The organism is Mesorhizobium sp. M2A.F.Ca.ET.067.02.1.1, from assembly GCF_004023285.1.
Classification (GTDB): Bacteria; Pseudomonadota; Alphaproteobacteria; order Rhizobiales; family Rhizobiaceae; genus Mesorhizobium.
In genome coordinates, this window is sequence record NZ_RZSB01000021.1 from 1 (window position 1) to 25076 (window position 25076).

At 64.6% G+C, this 25076-nt stretch carries 23 protein-coding genes and 1 pseudogene; 5 read left to right on the forward strand and 19 right to left on the reverse strand.

All coding sequences use genetic code 11. From position 1 onward, the window contains the following. The 11 genes and pseudogenes from EOA28_RS04125 to EOA28_RS04180 form a co-directional block, all read right to left on the reverse strand. Window positions 1-339, reverse strand: a pseudogene (locus EOA28_RS04125) (4'-phosphopantetheinyl transferase); the annotation flags it as partial. Between the two features lie 17 nt (window positions 340-356). Beyond that, window positions 357-836, reverse strand: coding sequence for a GNAT family N-acetyltransferase (locus EOA28_RS04130; RefSeq protein WP_245463124.1), 480 nt, complete (start codon window positions 834-836; stop codon window positions 357-359). Next, the gene (locus EOA28_RS04135) at window positions 833-4903 is read right to left on the reverse strand and encodes a Pls/PosA family non-ribosomal peptide synthetase (RefSeq protein ID WP_245463125.1); all 4071 of its coding nucleotides are present in this window, start codon (window positions 4901-4903) and stop codon (window positions 833-835) included. Before EOA28_RS04135 ends, EOA28_RS04130 begins: the two co-directional genes overlap by 4 nt. A 234-nt stretch (window positions 4904-5137) precedes the next feature. Next, entirely contained in the window at window positions 5138-6025 is an 888-nt protein-coding gene (locus tag EOA28_RS04140; RefSeq protein ID WP_127250022.1) for an RNA polymerase sigma factor, read from the reverse strand. A 31-nt stretch (window positions 6026-6056) separates the two neighbouring features. Next, window positions 6057-6377 (reverse strand): hypothetical protein, encoded by a 321-nt coding sequence (locus EOA28_RS04145; protein WP_245463126.1) that lies wholly within the window; start codon window positions 6375-6377, stop codon window positions 6057-6059. A 94-nt stretch (window positions 6378-6471) separates the two neighbouring features. Further along, window positions 6472-7446, reverse strand: coding sequence for a 2-dehydropantoate 2-reductase N-terminal domain-containing protein (locus EOA28_RS04150; RefSeq protein WP_126080136.1), 975 nt, complete (start codon window positions 7444-7446; stop codon window positions 6472-6474). A gap of 92 nt (window positions 7447-7538) precedes the next feature. Next, on the reverse strand, window positions 7539-9194 hold the full coding sequence (locus tag EOA28_RS04155) for an FAD-binding dehydrogenase (RefSeq protein ID WP_127250023.1): 1656 nt from the start codon (window positions 9192-9194) through the stop codon (window positions 7539-7541). A gap of 90 nt (window positions 9195-9284) precedes the next feature. Next, window positions 9285-10271, reverse strand: a complete 987-nt coding sequence (locus EOA28_RS04160; protein WP_127250024.1) for a Gfo/Idh/MocA family oxidoreductase — start codon at window positions 10269-10271, stop codon at window positions 9285-9287. Between the two features lie 266 nt (window positions 10272-10537). Next, window positions 10538-11113: a YceI family protein gene (locus EOA28_RS04165; protein ID WP_127250025.1), complete on the reverse strand. Its 576-nt coding sequence runs from the start codon at window positions 11111-11113 to the stop codon at window positions 10538-10540. 66 nt (window positions 11114-11179) lie between these two features. Beyond that, window positions 11180-11749, reverse strand: a complete 570-nt coding sequence (locus tag EOA28_RS04170) for a cytochrome b (protein ID WP_127250026.1) — start codon at window positions 11747-11749, stop codon at window positions 11180-11182. Window positions 11750-12067: 318 nt separating this feature from the next. Beyond that, complete coding sequence (locus EOA28_RS04180) at window positions 12068-12958, reverse strand: LysR family transcriptional regulator (RefSeq protein ID WP_127251468.1); 891 nt, start codon at window positions 12956-12958, stop codon at window positions 12068-12070. A gap of 96 nt (window positions 12959-13054) precedes the next feature. On the opposite strand from EOA28_RS04180, the gene EOA28_RS04185 reads away from it, so the two are divergent. Further along, entirely contained in the window at window positions 13055-14050 is a 996-nt protein-coding gene (locus EOA28_RS04185; RefSeq protein ID WP_127251469.1) for an aldo/keto reductase, read from the forward strand. Window positions 14051-14260: 210 nt separating this feature from the next. Here the strand turns inward: EOA28_RS04185 and EOA28_RS04195 are convergent, their stop codons facing one another. From EOA28_RS04195 to infC, 8 genes are all read right to left on the reverse strand, one after another. Then, complete coding sequence (locus EOA28_RS04195; protein ID WP_127251470.1) at window positions 14261-14863, reverse strand: nucleotidyltransferase family protein; 603 nt, start codon at window positions 14861-14863, stop codon at window positions 14261-14263. Window positions 14864-14902: 39 nt separating this feature from the next. Further along, window positions 14903-17311 carry a phenylalanine--tRNA ligase subunit beta gene (pheT, locus tag EOA28_RS04200; RefSeq protein WP_128314609.1) on the reverse strand — a complete coding sequence of 803 codons (2409 nt, stop codon included), beginning with the start codon at window positions 17309-17311 and terminating at the stop codon, window positions 14903-14905. Then, the gene (locus EOA28_RS04205) at window positions 17308-17745 is read right to left on the reverse strand and encodes a GFA family protein (protein ID WP_126080128.1); all 438 of its coding nucleotides are present in this window, start codon (window positions 17743-17745) and stop codon (window positions 17308-17310) included. Before EOA28_RS04205 ends, pheT begins: the two co-directional genes overlap by 4 nt. Then, on the reverse strand, window positions 17742-18839 hold the full coding sequence (gene pheS / locus EOA28_RS04210) for a phenylalanine--tRNA ligase subunit alpha (protein WP_127251472.1): 1098 nt from the start codon (window positions 18837-18839) through the stop codon (window positions 17742-17744). Before pheS ends, EOA28_RS04205 begins: the two co-directional genes overlap by 4 nt. Before the next feature lie 156 nt (window positions 18840-18995). Then, window positions 18996-19397: a 50S ribosomal protein L20 gene (gene rplT / locus EOA28_RS04215; protein WP_042637600.1), complete on the reverse strand. Its 402-nt coding sequence runs from the start codon at window positions 19395-19397 to the stop codon at window positions 18996-18998. Between the two features lie 36 nt (window positions 19398-19433). Continuing rightward, window positions 19434-19637 (reverse strand): 50S ribosomal protein L35, encoded by a 204-nt coding sequence (rpmI, locus tag EOA28_RS04220; RefSeq protein ID WP_027166935.1) that lies wholly within the window; start codon window positions 19635-19637, stop codon window positions 19434-19436. Window positions 19638-19971: 334 nt separating this feature from the next. Continuing rightward, window positions 19972-20619 (reverse strand): isoprenylcysteine carboxylmethyltransferase family protein, encoded by a 648-nt coding sequence (locus EOA28_RS04225; RefSeq protein ID WP_127251473.1) that lies wholly within the window; start codon window positions 20617-20619, stop codon window positions 19972-19974. 153 nt (window positions 20620-20772) lie between these two features. Beyond that, window positions 20773-21309: a translation initiation factor IF-3 gene (gene infC, locus EOA28_RS04230; protein WP_010912915.1), complete on the reverse strand. Its 537-nt coding sequence runs from the start codon at window positions 21307-21309 to the stop codon at window positions 20773-20775. Window positions 21310-21524: 215 nt separating this feature from the next. Between infC and EOA28_RS04235 the strand changes: the two genes are divergently transcribed. The 4 genes from EOA28_RS04235 to EOA28_RS04250 all read left to right on the forward strand — a co-directional run bounded on the left by EOA28_RS04235 (window position 21525) and on the right by EOA28_RS04250 (window position 24914). Continuing rightward, window positions 21525-22295 (forward strand): alpha/beta hydrolase, encoded by a 771-nt coding sequence (locus EOA28_RS04235; protein ID WP_127251474.1) that lies wholly within the window; start codon window positions 21525-21527, stop codon window positions 22293-22295. Between the two features lie 2 nt (window positions 22296-22297). Continuing rightward, complete coding sequence (locus EOA28_RS04240) at window positions 22298-23440, forward strand: benzoate/H(+) symporter BenE family transporter (RefSeq protein WP_127251483.1); 1143 nt, start codon at window positions 22298-22300, stop codon at window positions 23438-23440. A 115-nt stretch (window positions 23441-23555) separates the two neighbouring features. Beyond that, entirely contained in the window at window positions 23556-24035 is a 480-nt protein-coding gene (locus EOA28_RS04245; protein ID WP_126080124.1) for a DUF2852 domain-containing protein, read from the forward strand. Between the two features lie 120 nt (window positions 24036-24155). Continuing rightward, window positions 24156-24914 (forward strand): M48 family metallopeptidase, encoded by a 759-nt coding sequence (locus EOA28_RS04250; RefSeq protein WP_127251475.1) that lies wholly within the window; start codon window positions 24156-24158, stop codon window positions 24912-24914. Window positions 24915-25076 lie beyond the last annotated feature (162 nt).

Below are 25076 nucleotides of genomic sequence, written 5' to 3' on the forward strand. Positions count from 1 at the left end.
GCTTCGCAGCGCGCCGGATCGCGCGACGACTGCTACGGCAATCGTGTCGTCATGCGCGATCGAGCCGACAATGCCGGCCGGCCAGATCGGGCTTCCCGATCGGCCGCGCAATATCGCGGGGTTCACGCATCCCAGACGCCGCAGCAATTCATGCGCGATGTGGCGGCCTGCCCCGGTGGCGGCGCGCGCGCCGGGTTCGCGCGTCGCCATGGAAGCGCTTTCCGCGGGCAGGATATATTGTTCGTCGCCGGCGAGGATATGACGGCAACCGGCGCTCAGGCCGGGCGGCGCGAGGCCGGCCAATGCCTGCTCGACGGTGTGTCGGATGCTTGCCGACATGCCTTGCGGCCGGGTTTTCAACGCTCTATCCGCCCCAGTTCGAGCGTGGCGATCATCTCGTCGTCTTCGTCCAGTCCTTGCTCGACGAAACCGAAGCCGGCGTAAAGCCGGCGCGCCGCCTCGTTCTCCGGTTCGTAGCAGATCGCAACGCGGCGGATGTGGCCGAGCTTCGCAATCTCTTCCAGCGCCTTGCCGACAGCGGCGCGGCCAAGACCTGTGCCTTGCTCGCGGCGGTCGATCATGAAGCGATAGACGATCGCTTCGTCATCGTCCTTTGGCGCGCTGTACATGAGGAATCCGGCCACGCGCCCGGCGAAGACCACGGCGCGGGCGATCGCCTCGTCATCCTGCTCGGCCTCCGCCAGCGATTCGGCGTTGGAGGCGACGTGCTCCTGCTGCTCCGGCAACAGTTCGAGCGCCATTATCGCCGCCCGGTTGCCCTTGCCGACAGGCTCCAGGGCAACCGGCCGGTCGCTGGTGCCGGCGCGGCGCGTCACGCGGCGTGCCCGGCTTCCATCGCGCGGGCGTCGATCGGCGTCACCACGCCATAGAGCTTCGCCGGGTTGCCGCGCCAGACCGTGTTCGGCTCCAGCACCTCGCCCTTCATGACGAAGCAGTCGACGTCGGCCACCGACCCCTCGCCCATCGTCACCGCGTAATGAACGAAAGCGGACGGCGCCAGCGTGCAGCCATTGCCGATACGAATGTAGTCAGACTTGAACGCGCCTTCCTCCAGCGAGTGCGGCTGGATCACGCAGCCTTCGTTGAGCGTGACGTCGTCGCCGATCTCCACCAGCGACCGCTCGGTGATGATGCAGCCGCCGTCATAGAGGCGCAGCCCCACCTTCACGCCCAGCATGCGCAGGATCAGCGGCCGGAACGGCGTGCCGGTGAACAGGCCCATGATCGGTGAATCGGACAGCTTCCAGTGACGTTCGTGCCGCCAGAAAACCGGGTCGTAGATCGTCGCCATCCTGGGCTTCAGGCGGCGGAAGCCGAGGCTGGCGCGCTCGAGGAAGATATAGAACGGGATGCCGATCGCCGTGGTCAGCATCACCGCCACGAACAGTGCCGTCTGCCCCCACTCGGTATAGTAGTTCAGCGCGCGGTCCCAGATTGCGAGCGTCAGGAACAGGATCAGCCACTGCGCGGCCACGAACATCAGAGCGGTGACCAGATTGTGCAGGTTCTTCAGCGGCAGGCGGCGACTGCGCTCCTTGTCGGAGATCAATCCGAGAAGCTCCTTGTCGCGATTGACCATGCGCGGAATTTCGAATGGTGGCGAGCCCAGGAGCCCGACATTCTCACGCACGGGGCCGTCCACCGGCACGTGAACCTTGGTGCCGAGCAGACAATTGTCGCCGACGCGGGAATCCGGTGAATAGATGATGTTGTTGCCGAAGAAGTTGCGTTCGCCGGCCCGCGTATGCTCGAGCCGGAAGGAGTTGGCCGACTTCTGCATGTTGACCATGAACAGGCCGTCGGACACCATCGTGTGCGAGCCGATCTCGCTCAGCTGCGGGTTTTCATGCCGCTGGTTGGTGCCGAAATTCGATCCGGTCTGATCCACCTTGTTCAGCTTCCAGCCGATGGCGCGCAGATAATAGACGACGGCGGAACTGTCGCCGAACAGCACGTTCAGCAGCCGCACATTGCTGACCAGTTCCAGCATCGTTTGCAGCCAGTAGTGGAAGCCGTAGAGCGAATAGTTCCGGCCGGGCTTCAGCACGAGGTTGAACAGCCGCGGCACGATGGCCGCCAGCAGCACCCCGCCGATGATGAAGCCCGCCACCGTGACCGTGGTGCCGATCGCCACGACGCCGATGGTCTCATCATAGTCGTCGCCGACATTTTCCCAGTAGCTGTGGAACAGAAGCGGGAACGGCGTGACGATGGCAAAAAGGATGAAGAGCTGGATCGCCTCGTAGATGACGCGGCGCACCCGCGACAATGGGACGTTGGGCACGTTGCAGTAATCCGCCTCCGTCGGGATCGCAGGCGAGCCGTGCCAGTGCTCTCCGGCCGGAATGGTCTGTCCGCGATGCAGCGACGAAGCGTGGCCGAGCTGGGTGCTGTCGCCCATGCGCGTGTCGATGTCGAGCGTCGATCCGACGCCGACAAAGGCGTTGTTGCCGATATTGACCGGCCCGGTATGAATATAGCCGGCCTGCGCGCGGAACCCGAGGATCGTCGAGTCCTTGCGCAGGATCGAGTTGTCGCCGATGGCGATCAGATCGGTGCAGACCGGAACGGCCCGGCACTCGACGACGGTGCGATTGCCGAGCCGCGCGCCGAGCAGGCGCAGATAGAGGCTATAGAGCGGACTGCCGCGGAACAGCACGACCGGAGCGCTGCGGACCAGAGTCTTGACGATCCAGAATCGATAGTAACGCCAACCCCAGATCGGAAAGGTCTCGGCTTTCCAGCGGCCGACCAGCAGCCATTTGGCGGCGACGGCGAAGCCGCTCAATCCAAAGAACACGCCGGCGGACAGAAGAACGCAACGCAGATAGAGAGACACCGGGTCGTCCAGGGCGTCATAGACCCAATTGAGGCCGTCATTGATCGTCCACAACGCCGCATAGCTGTAGACCGCGTAGAACAGCAGCTGGCCGAATCCCGTCGCCCAGATGGCAAGATTGGTGGCTCTGTGCGTCAACATCGGCTCGCGCGCGGCAACCGCGGCCGTCTGGGGTTCCCGCAGATATTCCGCAAGCTTCGCTACCGTCGGGTGCAGGTAGATGTCGCGCATCGACGTCGTCGACCAGGCCTTGCGCGAGCGGATGCGCGCGCAGAACCGCGCCATCAGCAGCGAGTTCGCGCCGAGGTCGTCGAAGAAGTGATCTTCGATGGAGATGTCCTCGAATTTCAGCACGTCCGCCAGCGTCTCCACGAGGAGCGTCTCGTCCTCGTTGCGCGGGTCGATCATCGCATGGCCGGCGGCGACACGCGCGCTCGTCGGCTTTGGCAACTTCCTCAGGTCGACCTTGTTGGAAACGGTCATCGGGATCGCGGGCAATTGCTCGAGATAGGCCGGAACCATGTAATCGGGCAGCCGTCGCTTCAGCTCCTGCACGAGAGCGGTGCGGTCCACACCGTCGCCGCCGCTTTTGGGGGCATAGTAGCCGACCAGCTCGGTGCGCTCGGGTTCGATCTCCCAGGTCGTGACCGCCGCCTGCGCGATGCCGGGCTGATCCAAAAGCACGGCCTCGATCTCGCCCAGCTCGATGCGATAGCCGCGGATCTTGACCTGCGTGTCGATGCGTCCGTGGTATTCGATCTCGCCCTTGTCGTTGATCCGGCCAAGATCTCCCGTCCGATAGATGCGGCCGCCTGGGTTGTTCGGCAGACCGATGAAATCATGGATGAATTTCTCATCGTTGAGTTCCGGCCGGTTGAGATAGCCGACCGCAACGCCCATGCCGCCGATGCAGATCTCGCCCAACGCGTCGCCGCTCAGAACCTGTGGCTTTTTCGGATCGAGGATGGCGATCGAATAGGTGGGCAGCGGCCTGCCGATCGTCACCGGTTCATCCGGCGTCAGCAAGGCCATGGTGGCTGTGACGGTCGCCTCCGTCGGGCCGTAGGTGTTCAGGATCTGACGGCCAGGCTTCGCCCACCGCACCACGAGCTTGTGAGAGCAGGCCTCGCCGCCGACAAGGATCGCGCGCAGGCTTGGCGCATCGCTCTCGATCGACGACAGCAGCGTCGGGCTGCAGGCCATGCAGGTGATGGTGTGCTCGCGCAGGAAAGTGGCCAGCTCCTCGCCCACCAACGGCTGCTGGCCGGGCGCCGGCACGACGGTCGCGCCTGCGGCGAACGGCACCCAGATCTCCTCCGAGGAGAAATCGAAGGCAATGGTCATGCCTTGATAGACGCGGTCGCCCGGCTGGTAGCCATAGGATGCCGCCGCGACACGGATGAAGTTGCAAAAACTCTGATGGGTGATGACCACGCCCTTGGGCTTGCCTGTGGTGCCCGACGTGTAGAGGATGTAGCAGGTCTGATCCTGGGCGCCGTCCGGCAGGGGCGCCGTTTCCGGCTGGAGCGCGATTTCGGACTCCGCCGAATCGATCGAGATATGCGGAACGGGCAGGCGCGCCACGCGCGCCGCATAACCGGAAACGCTGATCACCATCGTGACGTGGGCGTCCTCGATGATCATCACCATGCGGTCTTCGGGAAACGCGGTGGCCAAGGGCACGAATGCCGCCCCGGCCTTCATCACGGCAAGCACCGCGATATAGGTTTCGGCGGAGCGGTCGAGCAAAAGGCCGATCCTGTCGCCTGGCTTGACGCCGCGCTCGATCAACAGATGGGCGAACTGGTTGGCGCGGCTGTTCAGCTCGCGATACGACCAGGGCCGACCGTCGGAGATGACCGCCGGTGCGGCGTCGAAGCGGCCCGCCAGATCGGCGAAGAACCGGTCGAGCCGCTCGTGCGGCTCGCCTTTCTGGATGAAATCGGGGCCGATCAGGATCTGCTCGCGCGGCGGCGCCGCGGTCGCTGCTTTGGCCTTGCGGGAATCCTGCTTGGCGGGCTTGGTGGCTTCGGTAAGAGACATCGGAGAACCTCGCGGGCTCCTGTCCGCCCGCATTACGTGATTGGTGAAATGACAAAAAACTAACGACGGCCAGCCAGGCGCCTTCTTCGCGGACGGTGAAATGATCGTGCCGTGGCGCGTATGGGACCGGGGACTGGCCGACTTCGAGCAGGCCTATGCTGCTGCGCTGATGGCCGATCCGTGACGATCGCGCGGCCTCACGATGATTTGATGGAGCAGTGCCTCACGCGACGATCAAACCGCGACGGGACGGACGTGGGCATTCTCGAGGCAGTAGGGTGCATGGCGGAAATCGCGGATGCGCACAACCTCTTCGCCACGCCAATGGACCAGCACGAAGCCGCGCACGGCATCGTCCGCCTGCGGGTTGCGGATGAGGATCGCCGGCAGGTCATCGACGAAGCCGAGCGACAATGCCCAGTCGCCGAGGCGCTCGTAATTGCCGAAATAGGTCGAGGCTTCCTTCTTGCCGTCGAGGCGGGTCCGGTTGACGACGTCGACCTGGACGTCCTCGGCGATCAGCGCCCTGACCCCGTCGAAATCGCGCGCGTTGAACAGGTCGATATAGCGGCGCAGCCGGCGCTCTTCTTCCGGTTCGAGTTTTGGCATCGCGACGTCGGCCGGCGCCGAAGCCAGCGCCTTCAACTCCGCCCGGCCGCGATGCAGAGCCGCCTTGGTGGCGGCAAGCGTCGCGCTCGTCACCTCGCAGGTCTCATGCAAGGTGAGGCCAAGCACGTCGACGAGGATCACGGCGCTGCGCTGCGCCAGCGTAAGCTGCATGAAGCTGCGCAGGCTTGCCGCCGCCGCGAGCCTCGCCTCGGCATTGGCCGAGAGATCCTCGATCGTCGTCATGTCGGCCTCGGTGACGCGGGAGCGCTCCCGCTGGCGGCGGCGCAGATGATCCTGCGCCGCATTGTGGGCGATGCGGAACAGCCACTGCTCGGGGCGTTCGACGAGAGCGCCGCCATCATGGGCGGCGAGCGCCTTCACCACTGCCTCCTGCACGATGTCCTCGCCCTCGATGGCGGAGCCCGCCATGCGCGCGACATAGCGGTGCAGTTTCGGGCGCAGGCCGACGAGCATGGCTTCAAGTTCCGCGCGGCCGAACCCTGCCAAGCTCATCGTCCTCTTTCTCGCCTCGCCAATGCCAAGGTCAGGCGGGCACGGCTTCATTGGCCCTGGCCAGCATACGATAGTTGCCGACGATCTTCGCCGGCGACCTCACAAGCGGCGTCGAACGCCGGCCGGCATGATCGGCGCTGAATGCCTTGAACGCGTCGAGCTCGGTCAGCGCCGAGCTGTCTTTTTCAAAACCGACGATGTGGATGAATTCGCCGTTGTCGAGTTCGAGCACGAGATAGCGCACGGTTTGCGGTTTTGTTTCATCCAGCGCCTCGAACACCTTTGTCACCAGCGTCCGGTTCTCGACGATTCCGGCGTCCTTCACGCCGTAGCGGATGAGGTTGTAGTTCATGGTCGTCTCCTGTTTGACGTGTCTGCGTGAGGAAGACGTTCCATGGGCCCGAAAGGATTCTCGGGCGGCTCTGTTTTTTGATTGCCTCCGGCGATCAGCCGGTTCCGTCGGCCGCGCCGATCATGGAGGCGATCGTGTCGTCGCCGGCCGATTGCGGCCGCATCCGGCCGCTGGCCAGCGCGATCGACAGTCTGCACAAGGCTGCGTTGACGGGCGTCGCCATGCCGTGCAGCCGCCCGAGCAGCACGATCTCGCCGTTGAGGAAGTCGGTTTCGAGGGAGCCCGTCCCGCGCACGATGCTCTGCAGCGTCGACGACCCGACGCGCGTTCGGCCGGGAATGGCGGTTATGGTCAGTTCCTGGCGGGCCATGGCGTCGGTCTTGTCCCACGCTATTCCGGCGGCGGTCAGCACCGCCTCCGCCTCGGCGAGCGCCCTGGCATACCATTTCCGCTGAAGCTCGGTGTCGCCAAGCGCCGCGTCGATGATGTTGCGAAGATTGGCCAGCAGCTTGCGGTATTTGCTGTCCATCACATTGTCCCTGGCCTCGACGATGAAGCCGGACGTGCTCAGGACCCCGCACAGTTTCTCGACCGCGTCGTCGGTTCCGGAAGGATAGCGGCCGATGTCGAAGGCGCCGATCTTGGGCGCGAAATAGGTCCCGACCTCGCCGGGCGTGTCGTAATCGGCCGGCAGCATCACCGTTGCGCCATAGACATTGGCAAAGAAACGCAAGGCCAGCGCCTCGTTGGCGACGCCGTTCTGGAAGCAGAATACGGGTTGCGTCGCCAGGCCGGCGGCGTTGAGCCGTTGCAGCGCGCCGAGCGTGTCTGGCGTTTTCATCGTCAGCAGCACGACATCGTCCGGCTCGAAGGAAATCTCCGCCGGGTCGGCATAGACAGGAAAGCGCGCGGTCCTGGTGCCTTGCGGAGTGGAAAGCGACAGTCCCGAAGCGCGGATGGCATCAAGCTGCCTGCCGCGGGCGATGCCGAGGACCGTGTGGCCGAAAAAACTCAGCTGGGCCGCGATGGCGCCTCCTATCGCGCCGATGCCATAGACGATGATGCGCATGCTCTTCCCGCTGATTGGAGTTCGGTCGACAACTGTTGACTGAAAAAGCCTACAGCGTTGTCGCTAACCCGGCGATCACCTGCCCCCTCCGTTCACGCAATCGTGGCCGCCGCCGCCCGTCCGGCGCTGCGCCCCGAAAAGATGCAGCCGCCGAGGAAGGTGCCCTCCAGCGCCGCATAGCCATGCAGGCCGCCGCCGCCGAAGCCGGCTACCTCGCCGACCGCGTAGAGCCCCGGAACCGGCTGTCCGGCGGCATCGAGCACGCGGCTGTCGAGATCGGTCTCAAGCCCGCCCAGCGTCTTGCGGGTGAGGATGTTGAGGCGCACCGCTATCAGCGGGCCGTTCGCCGGATCGAGCATCTTGTGCGGCCTGGCCGTGCGGATCAGCCTGTCGCCGAGATAGGTGCGCGCGCCGCGCAGCGCCGTGATCTGCGCATCCTTGGAGAACGGGTTGTCGAGCTGCCTGTCGCGGGCGCGGATCTCGCGCTCGACCTGGGCGACGTCCAGCAGCGGCTCGCCGCCGGCCAGCGCGTTCATGCGCGCCACCAGCTTTGAAAGGTCGGCCTCGACGATGAAGTCTTCGCCTTTTTCCATGAAGGCTTTCACCGGGCCGGGAATGCCCGATGTCGCGCGGCCCAGCACTTGCCGCCAGCTCTTCCCGGTGAGGTCCGGATTCTGCTCGGAGCCCGACAGAGCGAACTCCTTCTGGATGATTTTCCTGGTCAGGATGAACCAGGAATAGTCGAAGCCGGTGCCCATGATATGGCTAAGCGTGGCGAGCGTATCGAAGCCCGGATAGAGCGGCACCGGCAGCCTCTTGCCGCGCGCGTCGAGCCAGATCGAGGAGGGACCGGGCAGGACGCGGATCGCATGCTCGGTCCAGATCGGCGCCCAGTTCTTGATGCCCTCGACATAGTGCCACATGCGGTCGCGGTTGATGATCCTGCCGCCCGCGGCCTCGGTGATCGCAAGCATGCGCCCGTCGACATGGTCGGGCACCCCGGTAATCATGCGCTTGGGCGGCGCGCCCAGGCGCTCGGGCCAATTCCTGCGCACCAGCTCGTGATTGCCGCCGATGCCGCCGGAAGCGACGATCACTGCTTGCGCGCTGAGCTCGAACGCGCCGGACACGGCGCGCGAGCTCTTATGCCCGCGCTCGACGCTGCTCGCCTCCAGCACGTCGCCGCGCACGCCGGTGACGGTATCGCGGGTGCGGATGATCTCGTTGACCCGATGACGGAACCTGAATTCGACCAGCCCGCGCTTCTGCGCCTCGCGCACGCGCAGCACGAAAGGTTCGAGCACGCCGGGTCCGGTGCCCCATGTGACATGGAAGCGCGGCACCGAATTGCCGTGGCCGACGGCATTGCCGCCGCCGCGCTCGGCCCAGCCGACGACGGGGAAGAATTTCAAGCCGCGCTCGATCAGCCAGGAGCGCTTCTCGCCGGCGGCGAAGCCGACATAGGCGTCGGCCCATTTGCGCGGCCAGAAATCCTCCGGCCGGTCGAAGGCGGCCGTGCCCATCCAGTCCTCGAGCGCGAGGTCGTGCGAATCGCGGATGCGCATGCGCCGCTGCTCCGGCGAATCGACCAGGAACAGCCCGCCGAAAGACCAGAAGGCCTGGCCGCCCAGCGACTGCTCCGGCTCCTGGTCGACGATGATGATTTTCTTGCCTGCCTCCGCCAGCTCGGCCGCGGCCACGAGGCCGGCCAGCCCCGCGCCGACAATGATCACGTCCGCGTCAGCCATTTTTCCTCCCAGAATGAGCCGGCAAACTTATTCGGAGCCTACGCAATTCCAGGAAAAGTGTGACGCGGAATTGCGTAAAAGCAAAAATCGTCAGACCGGCTCCCAGCCGTCCTTTTCGCCGGCGCGGAAGATGGCGTCGATGACCTTCTGGTTGAGCACCGATTCCTCCAGCGTGAAGACGCGGTCCTTGCCGCCCTGGGCGGCGCGCACGAAGGCTTCGCATTCCAGCCGGTATTGCTGCGTGCCGGGAAAGCGGAACACCTGCGCCTCGGTATGGTTCTGGTTGTGCAGCTCGATGCGGTGGTGCTCGTAGAGCCCGGCATTGAACGGGCCGAAGACCTCGATGAAGCCTTTCTCGCCGTGGAACACCATCACCTGGCGCGCCGCCATCTGCGTCGAGAGATAGAAGGACAATTCGAAGTCGCCGAAATCGGCGCGGATCGAGGAATAGATGTCGGTGCCGAAGGTCTTGTCGCGCTCGATCGTCGCCTGCACGCGGATCGGCTCCTTGCCGGTCGAGAAGCGCGTCGACACTGTCGGATAGACACCGATGTCAGGCAGCGCGCCGCCGCCCAGATCGAGCTTGTTGCGCATGTTGTTGGGGTCGACATTGTAGTAGGAGAACGCGCCTTGCACGTGCCGCAGCCGGCCGATGGCGCCGCCAGCGATCAGGTCGCGCACCTTGATCCATTGCGGGTGGTAGACGACCATGAAGGCTTCGCAGACCAGCACCTTCTTTTCGTCGCGCAGCTTGATCAGCGGCGGAATGTCCCTGGCGTCGAGCGCCAGCGGTTTTTCCACCAGCACATGCTTTCCGGCCTCGATCGCCTTCGCCGTCCATTCGACATGCTGCGAGGTCGGCAGCGGGATGTAGACGCCGTCGACCTCCTTCGAGGCAAGCAGCTCCTCATAGGAGCCGAAAGCATGACGGGCGCCAAAACGCTCGCCCAGCGCCTTCGCCTTCGACAGGTCGCGGCTGGCGATCGCCGACAGCACGCCGTTCTCCGAATCCACGATTGCCGGCAAAAGCTGCTCGCGGCCGATCTTCGCCGTCGACAGAACACCCCATCGGAACATCACGCTTCTCCATGTCGGTTACATCATGGAGGTGTGCCCCAATTCTGGAGAAAAGCCAATCGCAGACGCGGGTCACAAAACGCGTTCGTCATCCTCGGGCTTGACCCGAGGATCCATTCCGTGACCTATGACGTAAAGTGCAGCGGTGCAGAATTCTGTAACTGCTGCAACGCCTTAGCGTCACGGCATGGATCCTAGGGTCTGCGCGCGTCGCTTCGCTCCTTGCTCGCCCTAGGATCACGAACTCGAGGAAGCGGAGCTTGGAACTACCCCCTCTTCCCCGTCAGCGTCATGTCGAAATTGACGACATTGGAATAGAGCGGCGTGCCGACATCCATGCCGTAGCGCGACCGCAGCACCTTGCCGGTGACGTGGAATTTGATGGTCCCGCCCTTCAATCCGCCGAGCTCGGCGGTGAATTTCTCCGGAAACGTCTTGCCGCGCGCTGTCAGCCGCCCGGTCACGACCGCCGTCGTGTCGCCGGTGCGCGTCACGCTGGTCGAGCGGAACTGGATCTCCGGGTTGTTGGCCGCGTCGAACACCGCGTCGGAGCGCAGGAAGGCATCGATGCGGGCTTGACCGGTGCCGACGCTTTCGGGATAGATGGTGAGGTCGACCTTGGAGCGGCCGACATCGCCATTGTCGATGCGGATCGTGCCCTTGAAGCGGCCGAAAGCGCCGTCGAAGCCGCCGCCGCCGGCCTTGCCGATGGTGAAACGGATCGAGGAGCCCGACGGGCTGATCGTGTAGCTGCCGGCGGCGTCGCTGAGCGCCACCGCGGCAATGGCAGGCACGGCAAGGCAAGCGGCAAAGGCCGCCAATCCGAGGATACGCGCGTTCATGGGTTTTTTCCTTCCGCAGATACGCTTTTCTGCGTTCTTGCCCCACCAACGAATGGTGGCGCGTTTCTATTCCCTGCCTGACGAAGGTGTGATCATGCGCGTCAGCACATTGTCGCGCAGCAGGAAATGGTGGCGCAGCGCCGCCGCGATGTGCAGCGCCACCAGCCCGATACCGGCATAGGCGAGATACCAATGCGCGGACGTCCAAAAGCTCTCCGAAGCGTCGGATTCGGCGAGCGGCAGATTGGGCATCACGAAGAGATCGAACGGCATGGTCGGGATTTCCAGCGTCGACACCGACACCAGCGCCCAGCCGGAAAGCGGCAGCGCGATCTGGAAGGCATAGAGCGCGAAATGCGCCAGCGGCGCGGTCCTGCGCTCCATCGTTCCGACCGAAGCCGGCAGCGCTGGCGCCGCATTGCCGAGTCGCCAGGCGATGCGCAGGATGATCAGGCCGAGCAGCAGGAAGCCGAAGGATTTGTGCAGCTGGATCAGCTCGAAGGACGCGCGCTGGCTTGTCGTGCGCACCATGACGACGCCGAGCGCGAACTGGCCGATGAAGATGACGCCGATCAGCCAGTGCAGGACGATCATCGCCCAGCCGTAGCGGGTAGGGGTGTTGGTGAGGGATTCCATGGCCGAAGAACGCCGCTGAGATCAGCTTTCTTCCGAAGTATTCTATGTCTTGCCCCCCAGACAATTCCAGACGCTGGCGCCGCCCCTCATTGCCCTGCCGGGCATTTCTCCCCGTGAACGGGGAGAAAGAGGCTGGCCGCGACGCCGGCGTTCTTTCCTGCGGCGTTGGCGATTGGCGAAACCGCCGGCCACTGCGCCCTTCTCCCCGTTCAACGGGGAGAAGATGCCGGCAGGCAGATGAGGGGCGGCGCCAGCGTTTGACAGGACTTGCGATCAACGCTGAATTGATAGCCTGCTGTCGGCGCTTTCAACGACCGCTTACCCGCTCACCTTGAAGAAATCGACAAACGCCCGCAGCGCAGGGCGCATCTGCCGGCGGCTGGGATAATAGACGAAGAAACCCTCGAAAGACGGGCACCAGTCCTCCAGCACGCGGATCAGCCTGCCGTCGGCGAGCGGCGCCCGCACATAGGGTTCGAACACGAAGGCGAGACCGGCGCCGTCGACCGCCGCCTGGGCGATCAGCTCGTCCTCGTCGAGGATCAGCGGCCCTTGCACCGCGATCTCGATCTCCTCGCCGTCCCTCTCGAATTCCCAGCGGTAGAGGATGCCGCTGGAGAAACGGAAGCGGATGCAGCGATGGTCGGCCAGCTCGCGTGGATGGCGCGGTTTCGGCATGGAGGTGAAATAGGATGGCGAGCCGACCACCGCGCCCCGGATGTCGGGCCCGATGCGTACCGCGATCATGTCGCGCTGCAGGCTTTCGCCGAGGCGCACGCCGGCGTCGAAGCCGCCTTCGACCACATCGGTGAAGCGATCCTCGATGACGATCTCCAGCACGATATCGGGATAGGCCGCGGCAAAGGCGCCGAGCCTGGGCGTGAGCGTCAGGTGGGCGGCCGTGCGTGGCACGGTGAGCCGCAGATTGCCGGCCGGCCGGTCGCGCGCCTCGACCGCTGTTTCCAACGCAAGATCGATCTCGGACAGCGCCGGGCGGAGCCGTTCGAGCAGCTGCGCGCCCTCTTCGGTCGGCGCGACGCTGCGCGTGCTGCGCGCCAGAAGCCGCACGCCGAGCCGCGCTTCCAGGCTCGACACGGCGTGGCTCACGGCCGAGGGCGCGATGCCGAGCTCGCGCGCGGCGCCCCGAAAGCTGGCGCATTGGGCGACTGTGGCAAGCACGGCGAGCTGCGAAAGGTTCGTCCGGTTCATTGTTCTATTCTATAGAGCAAGCCGTACAAAAGAGAACCAATTATCGAACAAGGTTCCAGGCGCTATCTCATGCCCATCGCAACAAGGAGATGCGTCATGCAAACCCGCAAACTCGGAACTGAACTCGAAGTCTTTCCCGTCGGCCTCGGCTGCATGGGCATGAGCTTCGCCTATGGCGGCCAGCCGGAGGCCGAGGCCATCGCCACGCTGCGCCGCGCCGTCGAAATCGGCGTGACCTTCTTCGATACGGCCGAAGTCTATGGTCCGTTCGAGAACGAAATCCTCCTCGGCAAGGCGCTGAAGCCGGTGCGCGACAAAGTGACCATCGCCACCAAGTTCGGCTTCAAGATCCTCGACCAAGGCACCGGCCTCGACCGCATGGCAGGCGTCGACAGCCGCCCCCTGCACGTCAAGGCGGTGGCGGAAGCTTCGCTGAAGCGGCTCGATACCGATGTCATCGACCTCTATTACCAGCACCGCGTCGATCCCAACGTGCCGATCGAGGACACGGTCGGCGCCATGGCCGAGTTGGTGCGCGAGGGCAAGGTGAGGGCGCTGGGCCTGTCGGAGGTGAGCGGCGCGACGCTGCGCCGGGCGCATGCCGTGCACCCGATCGCCGCGGTGCAGAGCGAATATTCGCTGTGGAGCCGCGATCCCGAGGACGAGGTCTTCGCCGTCTGCCGCGAGCTCTGCATCGGCTTTGTCCCCTACAGCCCGCTCGGCCGCGGCCTGCTTACCGGCACGATCGCCAAGCCCGACGCGCTCGGCGCCGGCGACTGGCGCCTCACTCTGCCGCGCTTCCAGGCCGAGGCGATGGCAGCCAACAACGCCGTCATTGCAGTGCTGGAGAAGATGGCGACGGAAAAGGGCGTGACACCGGCGCAGCTGGCGCTCGCCTGGGTGCTGCACCAGGGCGATTTCATCGTGCCGATCCCCGGTGCAAGAAAGATACGCCACTTGGAGCAGAATACGGCGGCGGCCGGGATTGAGTTGAGCGCTGCGGAAGTGGCGGCGATCGGCGATGCGCTGTCGCCGGACAAGGTGGTCGGCAAGCGCTATACGGAGGAACTGCTGGCGCTGGTGAATAGGTGAGAGTTGAAAGTCGGCGCGAGGCCCCCCTCTCTGGCCTGCCGGCCATCTCCCCCTCAAGGGGGGAGATCAGATGTCGCGCCGGCTTTCGCCAATTTTCACCGATGAGGAGGAAGCGCCGTCGGCAGAGCTGCCAATCTCCCCCCTTGAGGGGGAGATGCCCGGCAGGGCAGAGAGGGGGGCCTCGCGCCGACGTCTCTTATCTGTGCGCCCCTACCACGGCACCACTTCAATCTCCGGCCAGCACTCCCTGGCCCTTCTCCCCTTCGCCTCATGGGTCCGCTGATTGTCCAGCGCCCGGTTCGGCGTGATGCGAAACGAAAAGATATCATCCAGCCCGAACGGCGCCACCAGCTCCAGCGCCCCGTCAGCACCGTATCGCACCCCAACCGCATGCGTCTTCGACGCAAAATAGCTCACCGACTCGCTCGAACTCGCATACCGCGGACATTCCTGCCCAAACTTCACCGGATACCACAGATGCACCCTCGCCTGGTTGCGCACCTCGACCGGCAGCGGCAGCCCCTCGAAATGCGTCGCCGCCCGGCGGATCACTGCATCCTCGGCCTCGTAAGAGAGATCGGCATCATCGAAATAGAACAGATCGACGTCCTTGATGCCGTAGCCCGGCGGCTTCCCGGCCAGATGGTTCCAGACGCTGTTGTAGAGCGCGCCGGAAACCACCAGCCAATCCGGCAGCGCAAGCGCCCGCGCCCGCGACAGCGTCTCGGCCAACAGCGGGTCGGCCGCGACGATGGCGAGGAAAGCCGCGCGTTGCGTTTCGAAGGGAAGGCCGGAATAGCGGAGGTGGTCCATCGCCCTTTGGAAGGCGATTCGCCACCTGCCGGCAATGCCTTATGCTCTCAACACGCCGCCCGTCTGCCTGTTGACGTTCTCGACGATGCGCTTGGCCAGCGCCTCGAAATCCTCGTCGGTCAGCGTCTTTTCGACCGGCTGGATCGACACCTCGATGGCGATCGACGTCTTGGACGCGCCGAGAGACGCGCCCTCGAAGACGTCGAACACCGAAACGCCGGTGACCAGCTTCTTGTCGGCAGCCAAGGCTGCTCGCACCAGCGTTCCGGCCTCGACCGTCCTGTCGACGACGAAGGCGAAATCGCGCTTCACCGCCTGGAAGGGCGACAGCTCCAGCTTCGGCTTGGTGCGCGTCGGCTTGGCCTTCGGCTCCGGCACGGCGTCGACGAAGACTTCGAAGCCGCAGATCGGGCCGGACGCGTCGAGCCCGTCCAGCGTCTTCGGATGGAATTCGCCGAAAGTGCCGAGCACCGTCTTGGGGCCGAGCTTGATCGTGCCGGAACGTCCCGGGTGATACCAGGCCGGGCCGCCGGGCTCGATCTGCAGCCGGTCGACCGGCGCGCCGCAGGCTTCCAGCGCCGCGATCGCGTCCGCCTTGGCGTCGAACACGCCGACCGGACCGGCATTGCCGGCCCAGCTGCGGCCCGAACCGTCGAGTTTGGCCGTGCCGCGCCTCACGCCGGCTGCCACTCGCCGCTGCTGTTCGGGCGCGTCACCTTCATAGGTGCCGGAGACCTCGAACAGCGCCACGTCGCCGATGCCGCGGTCGGCATTGCGCTGCGCCGCGGCGATCAGTCCGGGCAGCAGCGAAGGCCGCATGTCGGACATGTCGGCGGCGATCGGGTTGGCGAGCTTCAGCGCCGTCTGGCCGCCGCCGAACAGCTCGGCGTGCTTGGCCGGGATGAACGACCATGTGACGGCCTCCATCATGCCTCGCACGGCGAGCGCCCGCTTGGCGGCGCGGGTGCGCACCTGCAGCGTGGTCAGGATCTTGCCGTTGACGGCGTCGTGCGAGGTCAGCGGCTGGGCCAAGATGTTGTCGACGCCATGGATGCGCATCACCTCTTCGACCAGGTCGGCCTTGCCGTCGATATCCGGCCGCCATGAGGGCACCCTCACCTTGAAGACGTCGTCCGAGCCCTGCGGCTCGAAGCCGAGACGGGTCAGGATTCCGAGGGTTTCTTCCCTCGGCACCTCGATGCCGGTCAGCCGCTTCACTTCCGACAGCGGGAAGGACACGACCATCGGCTTGTGTCCGGCATAGCCGGCAACCTCCATCTCGCTCGGCGTGCCGCCGCAGAAATCGAGCACCAGCTTGGTAGCCAGCTCGACACCCGGCACCATGAATTCGGGATCGACGCCACGCTCGAAGCGGTAGCGGGCATCGGTGATGATGCCGAGCGCGCGGCCGGTGCGGGCCGTGGTGATCGGATCCCAGAGCGCGGATTCGATCAGCACATCAGTGGTGTTCTCGTCGCAGCCCGAATGCTCGCCGCCCATGATGCCGGCGATCGATTCCACGCCATTGTCGTCCGCGATCACGCACATTTCGGGCGTCAGCGTGTATTCGCGTCCGTCCAGCGCCAGCACCTTCTCGCCGTCCCTGGCGCGGCGCACCACGAGGTTGCCGGCGACTTTCTTGGCGTCGAACACATGCAGCGGCCGGCCGCGGTCGAAGGTGACGTAGTTGGTGATGTCGACCAGCGCGCTGATCGGCCGGAGCCCGATGGCGATCAGCCGCTGCTGCAGCCATTTCGGCGACGGGCTGTTCTTGACGCCCTTGACCAGCCTCAGCGCGAAGCCGGGGCAAAGCTCGGGCGCCTCGATCGTGACCTTGACCGGTGTCGCGCCCTTGCCCGGAATCGCTTCCACGGGCGCTGTCTTCAGCCGCCCGAGCCCGCTCGCCGCGAGGTCGCGCGCGATGCCGTAGACGCTGGTCGCGTCCGGGCGGTTCGGCGTCAGGTTGATCTCGATCACCGGATCGTCGAGATGCGCGTAGGCCGCGAAGCTGGTGCCGACCGGCGCATCCTCAGGCAAATCGATGATGCCGCTGTGCTCGTCCGACAGTTCCAGCTCGCGTTCCGAGCACATCATGCCATGGCTTTCGACGCCGCGGATCTTGCCGACCGAGAGCGTCACGTCGATGCCCGGGATGTAGGTGCCGGGCGCGGCGAAGGCGCCGATCATCCCCGCGCGGGCATTGGGCGCCCCGCACACCACCTGCACGGGCGGCTTGCCGTCGCCGGTGTCGACGGTCAGCACCCGCAGCCGGTCGGCATCGGGGTGCTGCACCGCCGTCAGCACCTTGGCGATGACGAAGGGTTTCAAGCCTGCCTTGTCGTCGACATGTTCGACTTCGAGGCCGATCGCGGTCAGCCGCTCGACGATCTCGGCAAGCGAGGCGTCGGTCTCGAGATGGTCCTTGAGCCAGGAGAGCGTGAATTTCATGGTTCTGTTCCGTTCGGTCCTTGCCCTTCTGGTCGGGGCACGCTGGTCTTCAGATGTCTCGGCAGGTCGTCCGGCATGTGCAGGAAGGGCAGTTGCTCGCGCACATAGGCATGCAGCGTCGGCTTGAAATAGGCCGGCATGTCCATGACGCCGAGCATGAAATAGATCTTGTTGTCGAGCCGCTTATCGACATAGGCGATCGGCGAGCCGCAAATGCCGCAGAAGGAGCGCTCCACCGGGCCGTTGCGATAGCTTTTCAGCGACTTGCCTTCGAGCGCGACCTGGTCGGCCATGAAGCCGACAAAGGCCGACACCGGCGCGCCGGTGGCGCGCCGGCAGTCGCCGCAATGGCAATAGCTGATGTGGTGCGGCTCGGCCGAGGCCTCGAACCGCACCGCGCCGCACCGGCAGCCCCCGGTGTGGGGAGCAGTCATGTCGACAATCCCCCAAACAGCGTCGGCAGGTCGAGCGGCCGGAAGCCGTAATGCGTGAGCCACCGCACATCGGCATCGAAGAAGGCGCGCAAATCCGGCATGCCGTATTTCAGCATGGCGATGCGGTCGATACCCATGCCCCAGGCAAAGCCCTGATATTCGTCGGGATCGAGCCCGCCGTAACGCAGCACGTTGGGATGCACCATGCCGCAGCCCAGGATCTCCATCCAGTCGGAGCCTTCGCCGAAGCGCACTTCGCCCGGACGCGAGCGGTCGCACTGGATGTCGACCTCGAGGCTGGGTTCGGTGAACGGGAAGAAGGACGGGCGGAAGCGCATCTTGACGCTAGGCACCTCGAAGAAGGCCTTGCAGAACTCCTCCAGCACCCACTTCATGTTGGCGATGTTGGCGGTTTTATCGATCACCAGCCCTTCGACCTGGTGAAACATCGGCGAATGCGTGGCGTCGGAATCCTGTCGGTAGGTCTTGCCGGGGATGACGATGCGGATCGGCGGCTTCTGCCGCTCCATAGTGCGGATCTGCACGGGCGAGGTGTGCGTGCGCAACAGCTTGCGCTCGCCCTTCTCGTCCGGCTGGAAGAAGAAGGTGTCGTGCATCTCGCGCGCCGGATGTCCCTCGGGGAAGTTCAGCGCGGTGAAATTGTAGTGGTCGGTCTCGATATCCGGGCCTTCGGCGATCGAGAAGCCGAGATCGCCGAAGATCGCCGCGATCTCGTCGATCACCTGGCTGATCGGATGGATGCGGCCGCGCTCGGCGGGCGACTGGCGCACAGGCAGCGTGACATCGACCTTCTCGGCCTCGAGCCGGGCGGCGATCGCCACGTCCTTCAACTCGGCCTTGCGCTGGATGAGCGCCTCGGTGACGCGGTTCTTGAGGCCGTTGATCGCTGGGCCCTTCACCTGCCGTTCCTCGGCGCTCATCGCGCCCAGCGTCTTCAGCATTTCGGAGACCGAGCCCTTCTTGCCCAGCGCCGAGACGCGCACCGCCTCGATCGCGGCCTCGTCCGAGGCCGCCGCGATCTCGGCGAGCAACGAAGCTTCCAGGGCTTCAAGATTTCCAGCAGTGGCATTCACGGCGAAATTCTTTCTATTCGGTGGCTGCTTTAGCGCGTTACGATTGTGACTACGCGGGTGCCATTTTGGTTACATCAGGTGCAAAAAAGAACCCGCGCCAGCCGTGCCAGCGCGGGTTCCCCAAATCAGTACTAGAAATGCTTGGGAAGCGCTGGCTTAGGCGACAGCGCTCTCAAAAGCATTCGGCGTGGTGTTCTTCAGATATTCGAGCGCGACCTTGGCCTTGGCGACCAGCGCGGCGAAAGCCTGCGGCTCGTGGATGGCCATGTCCGACAGGACCTTGCGGTCGATCTCGATGCCGGCCTTGTTGAGACCGTCGATGAAACGGCCATAGGTCAGGCCATGCTCGTGGGTCGCCGCGTTGATGCGCTGGATCCACAGCGCGCGGAACGAGCGCTTGCGGTTCTTGCGGTCGCGGTAGGCATACTGCAGCGACTTCTCCACCGCCTGCTTGGCGATGCGGATGGTGTTCTTGCGGCGGCCGTAGAAACCCTTGGCGGCTTTCAGGACCTTCTTGTGCTTGGCGTGGGCGGTGACGCCTCTCTTGACGCGTGCCATGTCATGATCTCCTTAAAACGTAACCAGGCCGAATGCTCAGAGGCCGTTCGGCAGAAAATTCTTGATGACCTTCTTGCCGTCCGGTTCAGCCAGAACCATCGTGCCGCGGGCATCGCGAATGAACTTGTTGGAACGCTTGATCATGCCGTGGCGCTTGCCGGCGGCAGCCGATAGCACCTTGCCGGTGGCAGTAATCTTGAACCGCTTCTTGGCGGCCGATTTGGTCTTCATCTTGGGCATTTTGCTACTCCGTATTGGTGGCGCACCATCGCGCTTCTTGTCCGCTTCGGGCCGACCAAAGCCCGAAAAGCAAATGAAACCGCCACGGCATGCCCTGCCGGGCGGTTTTCTAGAACCGCGGTCCTATAGATCAAAGACGGCCTGTGTGCAACACCTCAAGCCGTGTGACGCGGTGTTCTCGATGTGCGTCGGGGGGAACGGTTGAGATTCAGGTCAGGCCGAGTCGAAAACGGTGGCTTCCGAGAACCGGAGCGGAGCGTACTTAAAGTACGTGAGCACCGGAAGCGCAGGAAGCCGCCGTTTGCAGGCCGGCCTCACCTGAGGATCACCGTTCCTACGGCAGCGTGAACCACACCGGCAACACCCCCGACTGCTGCATGCCGTCGATCAGCTCGAAGGCCGGCAGCGCCACCAGGAACACCAGCCCGTCGAGCAGCGTGTTCAACAGCAGGCGCGGCTTGAAGCTGCCGGTGTCGCCCTCCTGGTAGAGCGTCAGGTTCGGGAAGAAACGCGGCACCTTGGCAAGATAGGCCGCGTAAGGGGCGCCGAGCACTTCCTTCAGATACCGCTCCTCGCGCAGGATGACGATGTGGAACGCGCCGGCGCACAGCAGCGCAAAGAGAATGATGCCTGAAAACGAGCCGATTTGCGCGCCGACGCCGGCGGCCGCCACCGTCGAGAACAGATAGAGCGGATTGCGGGTGATCGAATAGGGCCCGCCGGTGACCACTTCGGAGGATTTGCGCCCCCCGATATAAAGCGTCGACCACAATCGCCCGACTATGCCGAGAAAAATCAAGAGCACGCCGAACATCTCGATCGTTTCGTGCACCGGCGTGTCCGGCGGAAAAGTCGACTGTCCGAACAGAAGCGCGGCAAACAGCACCACGATCAGAACGGCCAGCACAACGCGGCGCATATACTGATAGCCGCCGAGACCTGGCGTTTGCCTGGCAGGCTTGGACTTCACTTCATCGGCCATGAGGAAAACCCGATCGTCTGCTCGCGATCGCGAAGCGATCGTCGAGATTTGCACGCAACCGAAGAACTCGGTCGTCGATTTGCTCGCGATCGGACAGAAAACAGGCGTCCCGCCGATCGTCGGGACGCCCCTGCACCATGATTTTGGCGGGATTTAGCGCGGCGCCAGAACCATCATCATCTGGCGGCCTTCGAGCTTCGGCTCCGCCTCGACCTTGGCGATCGTCGCCACTTCCTCGCGCACCTTGTTCAGAAGCTGCATGCCAAGCTCCATATGCGCCATCTCGCGGCCGCGGAAGCGCAGCGTCAGCTTGACCTTGTCGCCTTCCTCAAAGAAGCGCCGCACGGCCTTCATCTTGGTTTCGTAGTCATGGCTGTCGATGTTCGGGCGCATCTTGATCTCCTTGATCTCGATGACCTTCTGGTTCTTGCGCGCCTCGGCCGCCTTCTTCTGGTTGGCGTATTTCAGCTTGCCGAGATCGAGGATCTTGACGACGGGCGGTACAGCATTGGGCGATATCTCGACGAGATCGAGCCCGGCCTCTTCGGCCAGCAGCAATGCGTCGTTGATGGAAACATCGCCGCGGTTCTGGCCTTCGGCGTCGATAAGCTGGACCCGGGGAACCCGGATGTCTCGGTTGGAGCGCGGCCCGTCCTTGGTGGGTGCCGCTGCTTTGAAAGGTCTGCGAATGGTCGTGGTCTCCTCGGCCGTTTCGTTCAGGGTTTCTGTAGAGTCAAAACAGGTGGACGCGCCTATGTGGTGAGCGCGGGGCGTGAGTCAATAGCATAGCCCTGCCGGAAAATCACCTGCCGCCTGCAATTGTCTGCACCAAGCAAAGAAATGCCGCGAGCACTTTTCGTTGAACCACCGCCTGTGTCAAAAGACCGGCGGAAAGGACCAAGCCCATGGCCGCCGGCGCTCCGGTTTTCATCGACGTGGACGGATCGAGCATCGCCGTCAGGCAGGCGCCCGGCGCGGCGCCCGGCGTGGTGTGGCTCGGCGGCTACAAGTCCGACATGCTGGGCACGAAGGCGGAGACGCTTGCCGCCTGGGCCGCTCGCGAGGGCCGCGCCTATCTGCGCCACGACTATTCCGGCCACGGCGAGTCGGGCGGCGAATTCGCCGACGGCACGATCTCCAGATGGCTGGCCGAGAGCCTCGCCGTCTTCCGGCGTTTCAGCAAAGGCAAGCAGATACTGGTCGGCTCCTCGATGGGGGCGTGGATCGCGCTGCGCATGGTGCAGGAATTGCGCCGGGCGGGCGACGACCGGGTGGCTGGTCTCGTGCTGCTTGCCCCGGCGCCTGACTTCACTTTCGAGTTGATCGAACCGGTGCTGACCAAGGCACAGAGGCGCGATCTTTCTAAAAAGGGATTTTTTGCCGAGCCGTCCGACTATTCGGACGAGCCTTATATCTACACCCGGGCGCTGATCGAGGACGGCCGCGCCAACCGGGTCATGACCGGACCGATCGACACGCACTGTCCGGTGCACATATTGCAGGGCCTGGCCGATCCGGACGTGCCGTCCAGCCATGCGCTGAAGCTCGCATCGATGCTTCCCGCCGACGACGTGACGCTGTCGCTGATCCCCGACGGCGACCATCGCCTGTCCCGTCCCGAGGATCTCGATATGCTGCAGCGCGCCGTCGCCGACATGGTCAGGCGGGCCGCGTGACCGTGCGCATCTCCATCCCGATATCCGCCTTCGTCGCCGCGATCGTCGGCTTTGGCGGCACGCTGGCCCTCGTCATCGCCGCCGCCAAGGCGGTCGGCGCCACACAGATCGAGACCGCCAGCGGCGTGACGGCGATCTGCCTTGCCATGGTCGTGGAATGCCTGTGGCTGTCCTGGCGCACGAAAATGCCTGTCATCACCGCCTGGTCGACGCCGGGTCTCGCCCTGATCGCGGCCTCCAGCGGTTTCACGATGCCGCAGGCCGTGGGCGCCTTCATGGTCACCGGCGTCCTTCTGGTCGCCACCGGCCTGTTCAAGCCGCTGACCCGGCTGATCGCGCAGATTCCGGCCTCTGTGGCGTCCGGCATGCTGGCCGGCATCCTGGTCAGTTTCGCCGTCAATGCGGTGAAAACCATTCCCGCTGATCCCTGGCTGATCCTGCCGCTGATCGCCGCCTTCTTCGTCATTCGCCTGTTCAATCCGGCTTTATCGGTGCTGGTGGTGCTGGTCGGCGGCGGCCTTGCCGCTTTCCTCACCGGCCGCGTCGGCAGCCTGCCTGTGCCGGAACTGTCGACATTGACGTTCATTGCGCCGCAATTCACCGCATCGGCGACCATCGGCCTTGCCCTGCCGCTCTACCTGGTCACCATGGCCTCGCAGAACCTCTCCGGCCTCGCGGTGCTGCGCGCAGCGGGCTATCATCCGGAGCCCGGTCCGCTGATCGGCGTCACCGGCCTGTTCTCGCTGCTCTCGGCGCCGTTCGGCGCCGCGACCACCAATCTCGCGGCGATCTCGGCCGCCATCTGCACCGGCCCCGACGTCCATCCAGACCCGGCCGAGCGGTGGAAGACCGGGCCGTTCTACGCGCTCGCCTATCTCATCTTCGCCATCTTCGGCGCCTCGCTGGTGGCGATCTTCGCCGTCCTGCCGCAAAGCCTGATCGTGCTGGTCGCGGGGCTAGCCTTGACGGCGCCCCTGGCCAACGCGCTGTCGATAGCCCTTCATGACGCTGGCGACCGCATGCCGGCCACCGTCACCTTCGCCGTGACGGCTTCGGGGCTCACGCTCTTCGGCGTCGGCGCGGCGTTCTGGGGGCTTGTCGCCGGCATGGCAGTGCTTTTCCTGGAAAAACTCAAAAAGCGATAATCATTTCAGAAGCTTCGCCGGTTTTGGCCGGATTTGTCTTGAATAGCCCATTTCGCCTTCCCATTTCGATTCCACGCAGCCGGTTTGGCTGTCTCCAACGGAAGGATTGGGAGAAATGAATACGACTGCATTGATCCGTCCGGCCTGGACGCCGGCCACCATCGCGCTGATGGTCATCGGCTTCATGGTGTTCTGGCCGCTCGGCTTCGCCATGCTCGCCTACATCATCTGGGGCGACCGCCTGGAAGGCTTCAAGCGCGACGTCAACCGCGCGACCGACGGCATCTTCGCCGGCTGCCGCCGCGGCTCCGACAAGGCGGCCCGCTGGGGTCACGGTTCGGCCCGCACCGGCAACGTCGCCTTCGACGACTGGCGCGAGAAGGAGCTGGAGCGCCTGGCCGAGGAGCGCCGCAAGCTTGACGAGATGCTGACCGAGTTCGACGACTACGCCCGCGAACTGCGCCGCGCCAAGGACCAGGAAGAGTTTGACCGCTTCATGGCCAACCGTAACAAGCATACCGCGCCGACCACCACCGGCTCGGACGACAAGCCCGCTGCCAAGCGCGGCAAGGGCACGAACCTGCTCGACGACTGAGATCCTGCGACAGGTCTCGGCTTGATATGCGGCGTCGCGTCTAGCGGCGCCGTTTCGTTTTTGTTCTCTTTGTAGCTTCCCTCCACTGGCCGTTTTTTTCGAATCGCGTATCGTCCAGCCATGACCCTCGGCTTCTTTCGCAATCTGACCAAGCCAAAGCCCACCCCTGTGGTGGAGCGCGAACATTGCGTCGCCGGCCGAACGCTGCCGCTGAAGATCGTCGAAAGCGCCAGGGCCAGGCGGCTCACATTGCGCATCGATTCCGGCGGCCAGGGCCTCCGCGTCACCGTGCCGCCCGGCCTGCGCCGGGGCGAGGTGGAGAAATTCCTCGACCGCCACCAGGACTGGCTGGAGCAGCGCCTGGCCAAGGTGCCGACCCGCCCGCAAGTGCGCCCCGGCATAAAGATCCCGATCCGCGGCGTGCCGCACCGCATCGTGCATGAGCCTTCGAAGCGCGGCACCGTCACCGTCTCGCGCGACGACCGCGGCCCGCTTCTGGTCGTCCATGGCGAGCGCATCCATCTGCCGCGCCGTGTCGCCGACTATCTCAAGCGCGAGGCCAAGAAGGAGATCGAAAGGCTGGTGGTCAAGCACACCGAGTCGATCGGCAAGCGCGCCAAGGCCATAAGGTACAAGGATACCTCCAGCCGCTGGGGATCATGCACCTCGGAGGGCAATCTCTCCTTCTCCTGGCGCATCATGATGGCGCCGCCGGCGGTAATAAATTACCTGGTGGCGCACGAGGTGGCGCATCTCAAGGAGATGAACCACGGCCCGAAATTCTGGAAGCTGTGCGAGAAGCTCTGCCCGGATACCGACCGCTGCAAGGACTGGCTGAAGCGGAATGGTGGGGCGTTGCAGGCGATTGTGTTCGAGTAGCTACAGCGGATGCAGCGGTGCGAAGAACGCCGCCACTGCTAGCGCAAACGCTGGAGATTAGCTGAGCCATCTCCGCCGCTGCACCTTTCGGCTGATGTAACGGCATGGATCCTAGGGTCCGCGCGCCGCTTCGCGTCGCTCCGCCCTAGGATGACGACCGCG

What these genes read in the sequence shown, in the direction of transcription:
- EOA28_RS04135 (WP_245463125.1), bottom strand. Translation starts at nt 4,903, where the DNA reads ATGTCTCTTACCGAAGCCACCAAGCCCGCCAAGCAGGATTCCCGCAAG.
- EOA28_RS04140 (WP_127250022.1), bottom strand. Translation starts at nt 6,025, where the DNA reads ATGAGCTTGGCAGGGTTCGGCCGCGCGGAACTTGAAGCCATGCTCGTC.
- EOA28_RS04145 (WP_245463126.1), bottom strand. Translation starts at nt 6,377, where the DNA reads ATGAACTACAACCTCATCCGCTACGGCGTGAAGGACGCCGGAATCGTC.
- EOA28_RS04150 (WP_126080136.1), bottom strand. Translation starts at nt 7,446, where the DNA reads ATGCGCATCATCGTCTATGGCATCGGCGCGATAGGAGGCGCCATCGCG.
- EOA28_RS04155 (WP_127250023.1), bottom strand. Translation starts at nt 9,194, where the DNA reads ATGGCTGACGCGGACGTGATCATTGTCGGCGCGGGGCTGGCCGGCCTC.
- EOA28_RS04160 (WP_127250024.1), bottom strand. Translation starts at nt 10,271, where the DNA reads ATGTTCCGATGGGGTGTTCTGTCGACGGCGAAGATCGGCCGCGAGCAG.
- EOA28_RS04165 (WP_127250025.1), bottom strand. Translation starts at nt 11,113, where the DNA reads ATGAACGCGCGTATCCTCGGATTGGCGGCCTTTGCCGCTTGCCTTGCC.
- EOA28_RS04170 (WP_127250026.1), bottom strand. Translation starts at nt 11,749, where the DNA reads ATGGAATCCCTCACCAACACCCCTACCCGCTACGGCTGGGCGATGATC.
- EOA28_RS04180 (WP_127251468.1), bottom strand. Translation starts at nt 12,958, where the DNA reads ATGAACCGGACGAACCTTTCGCAGCTCGCCGTGCTTGCCACAGTCGCC.
- EOA28_RS04185 (WP_127251469.1), top strand. Translation starts at nt 13,055, where the DNA reads ATGCAAACCCGCAAACTCGGAACTGAACTCGAAGTCTTTCCCGTCGGC.
- EOA28_RS04195 (WP_127251470.1), bottom strand. Translation starts at nt 14,863, where the DNA reads ATGGACCACCTCCGCTATTCCGGCCTTCCCTTCGAAACGCAACGCGCG.
- pheT (WP_128314609.1), bottom strand. Translation starts at nt 17,311, where the DNA reads ATGAAATTCACGCTCTCCTGGCTCAAGGACCATCTCGAGACCGACGCC.
- EOA28_RS04205 (WP_126080128.1), bottom strand. Translation starts at nt 17,745, where the DNA reads ATGACTGCTCCCCACACCGGGGGCTGCCGGTGCGGCGCGGTGCGGTTC.
- rplT (WP_042637600.1), bottom strand. Translation starts at nt 19,397, where the DNA reads ATGGCACGCGTCAAGAGAGGCGTCACCGCCCACGCCAAGCACAAGAAG.
- rpmI (WP_027166935.1), bottom strand. Translation starts at nt 19,637, where the DNA reads ATGCCCAAGATGAAGACCAAATCGGCCGCCAAGAAGCGGTTCAAGATT.
- EOA28_RS04225 (WP_127251473.1), bottom strand. Translation starts at nt 20,619, where the DNA reads ATGGCCGATGAAGTGAAGTCCAAGCCTGCCAGGCAAACGCCAGGTCTC.
- EOA28_RS04235 (WP_127251474.1), top strand. Translation starts at nt 21,525, where the DNA reads ATGGCCGCCGGCGCTCCGGTTTTCATCGACGTGGACGGATCGAGCATC.
- EOA28_RS04245 (WP_126080124.1), top strand. Translation starts at nt 23,556, where the DNA reads ATGAATACGACTGCATTGATCCGTCCGGCCTGGACGCCGGCCACCATC.
- EOA28_RS04250 (WP_127251475.1), top strand. Translation starts at nt 24,156, where the DNA reads ATGACCCTCGGCTTCTTTCGCAATCTGACCAAGCCAAAGCCCACCCCT.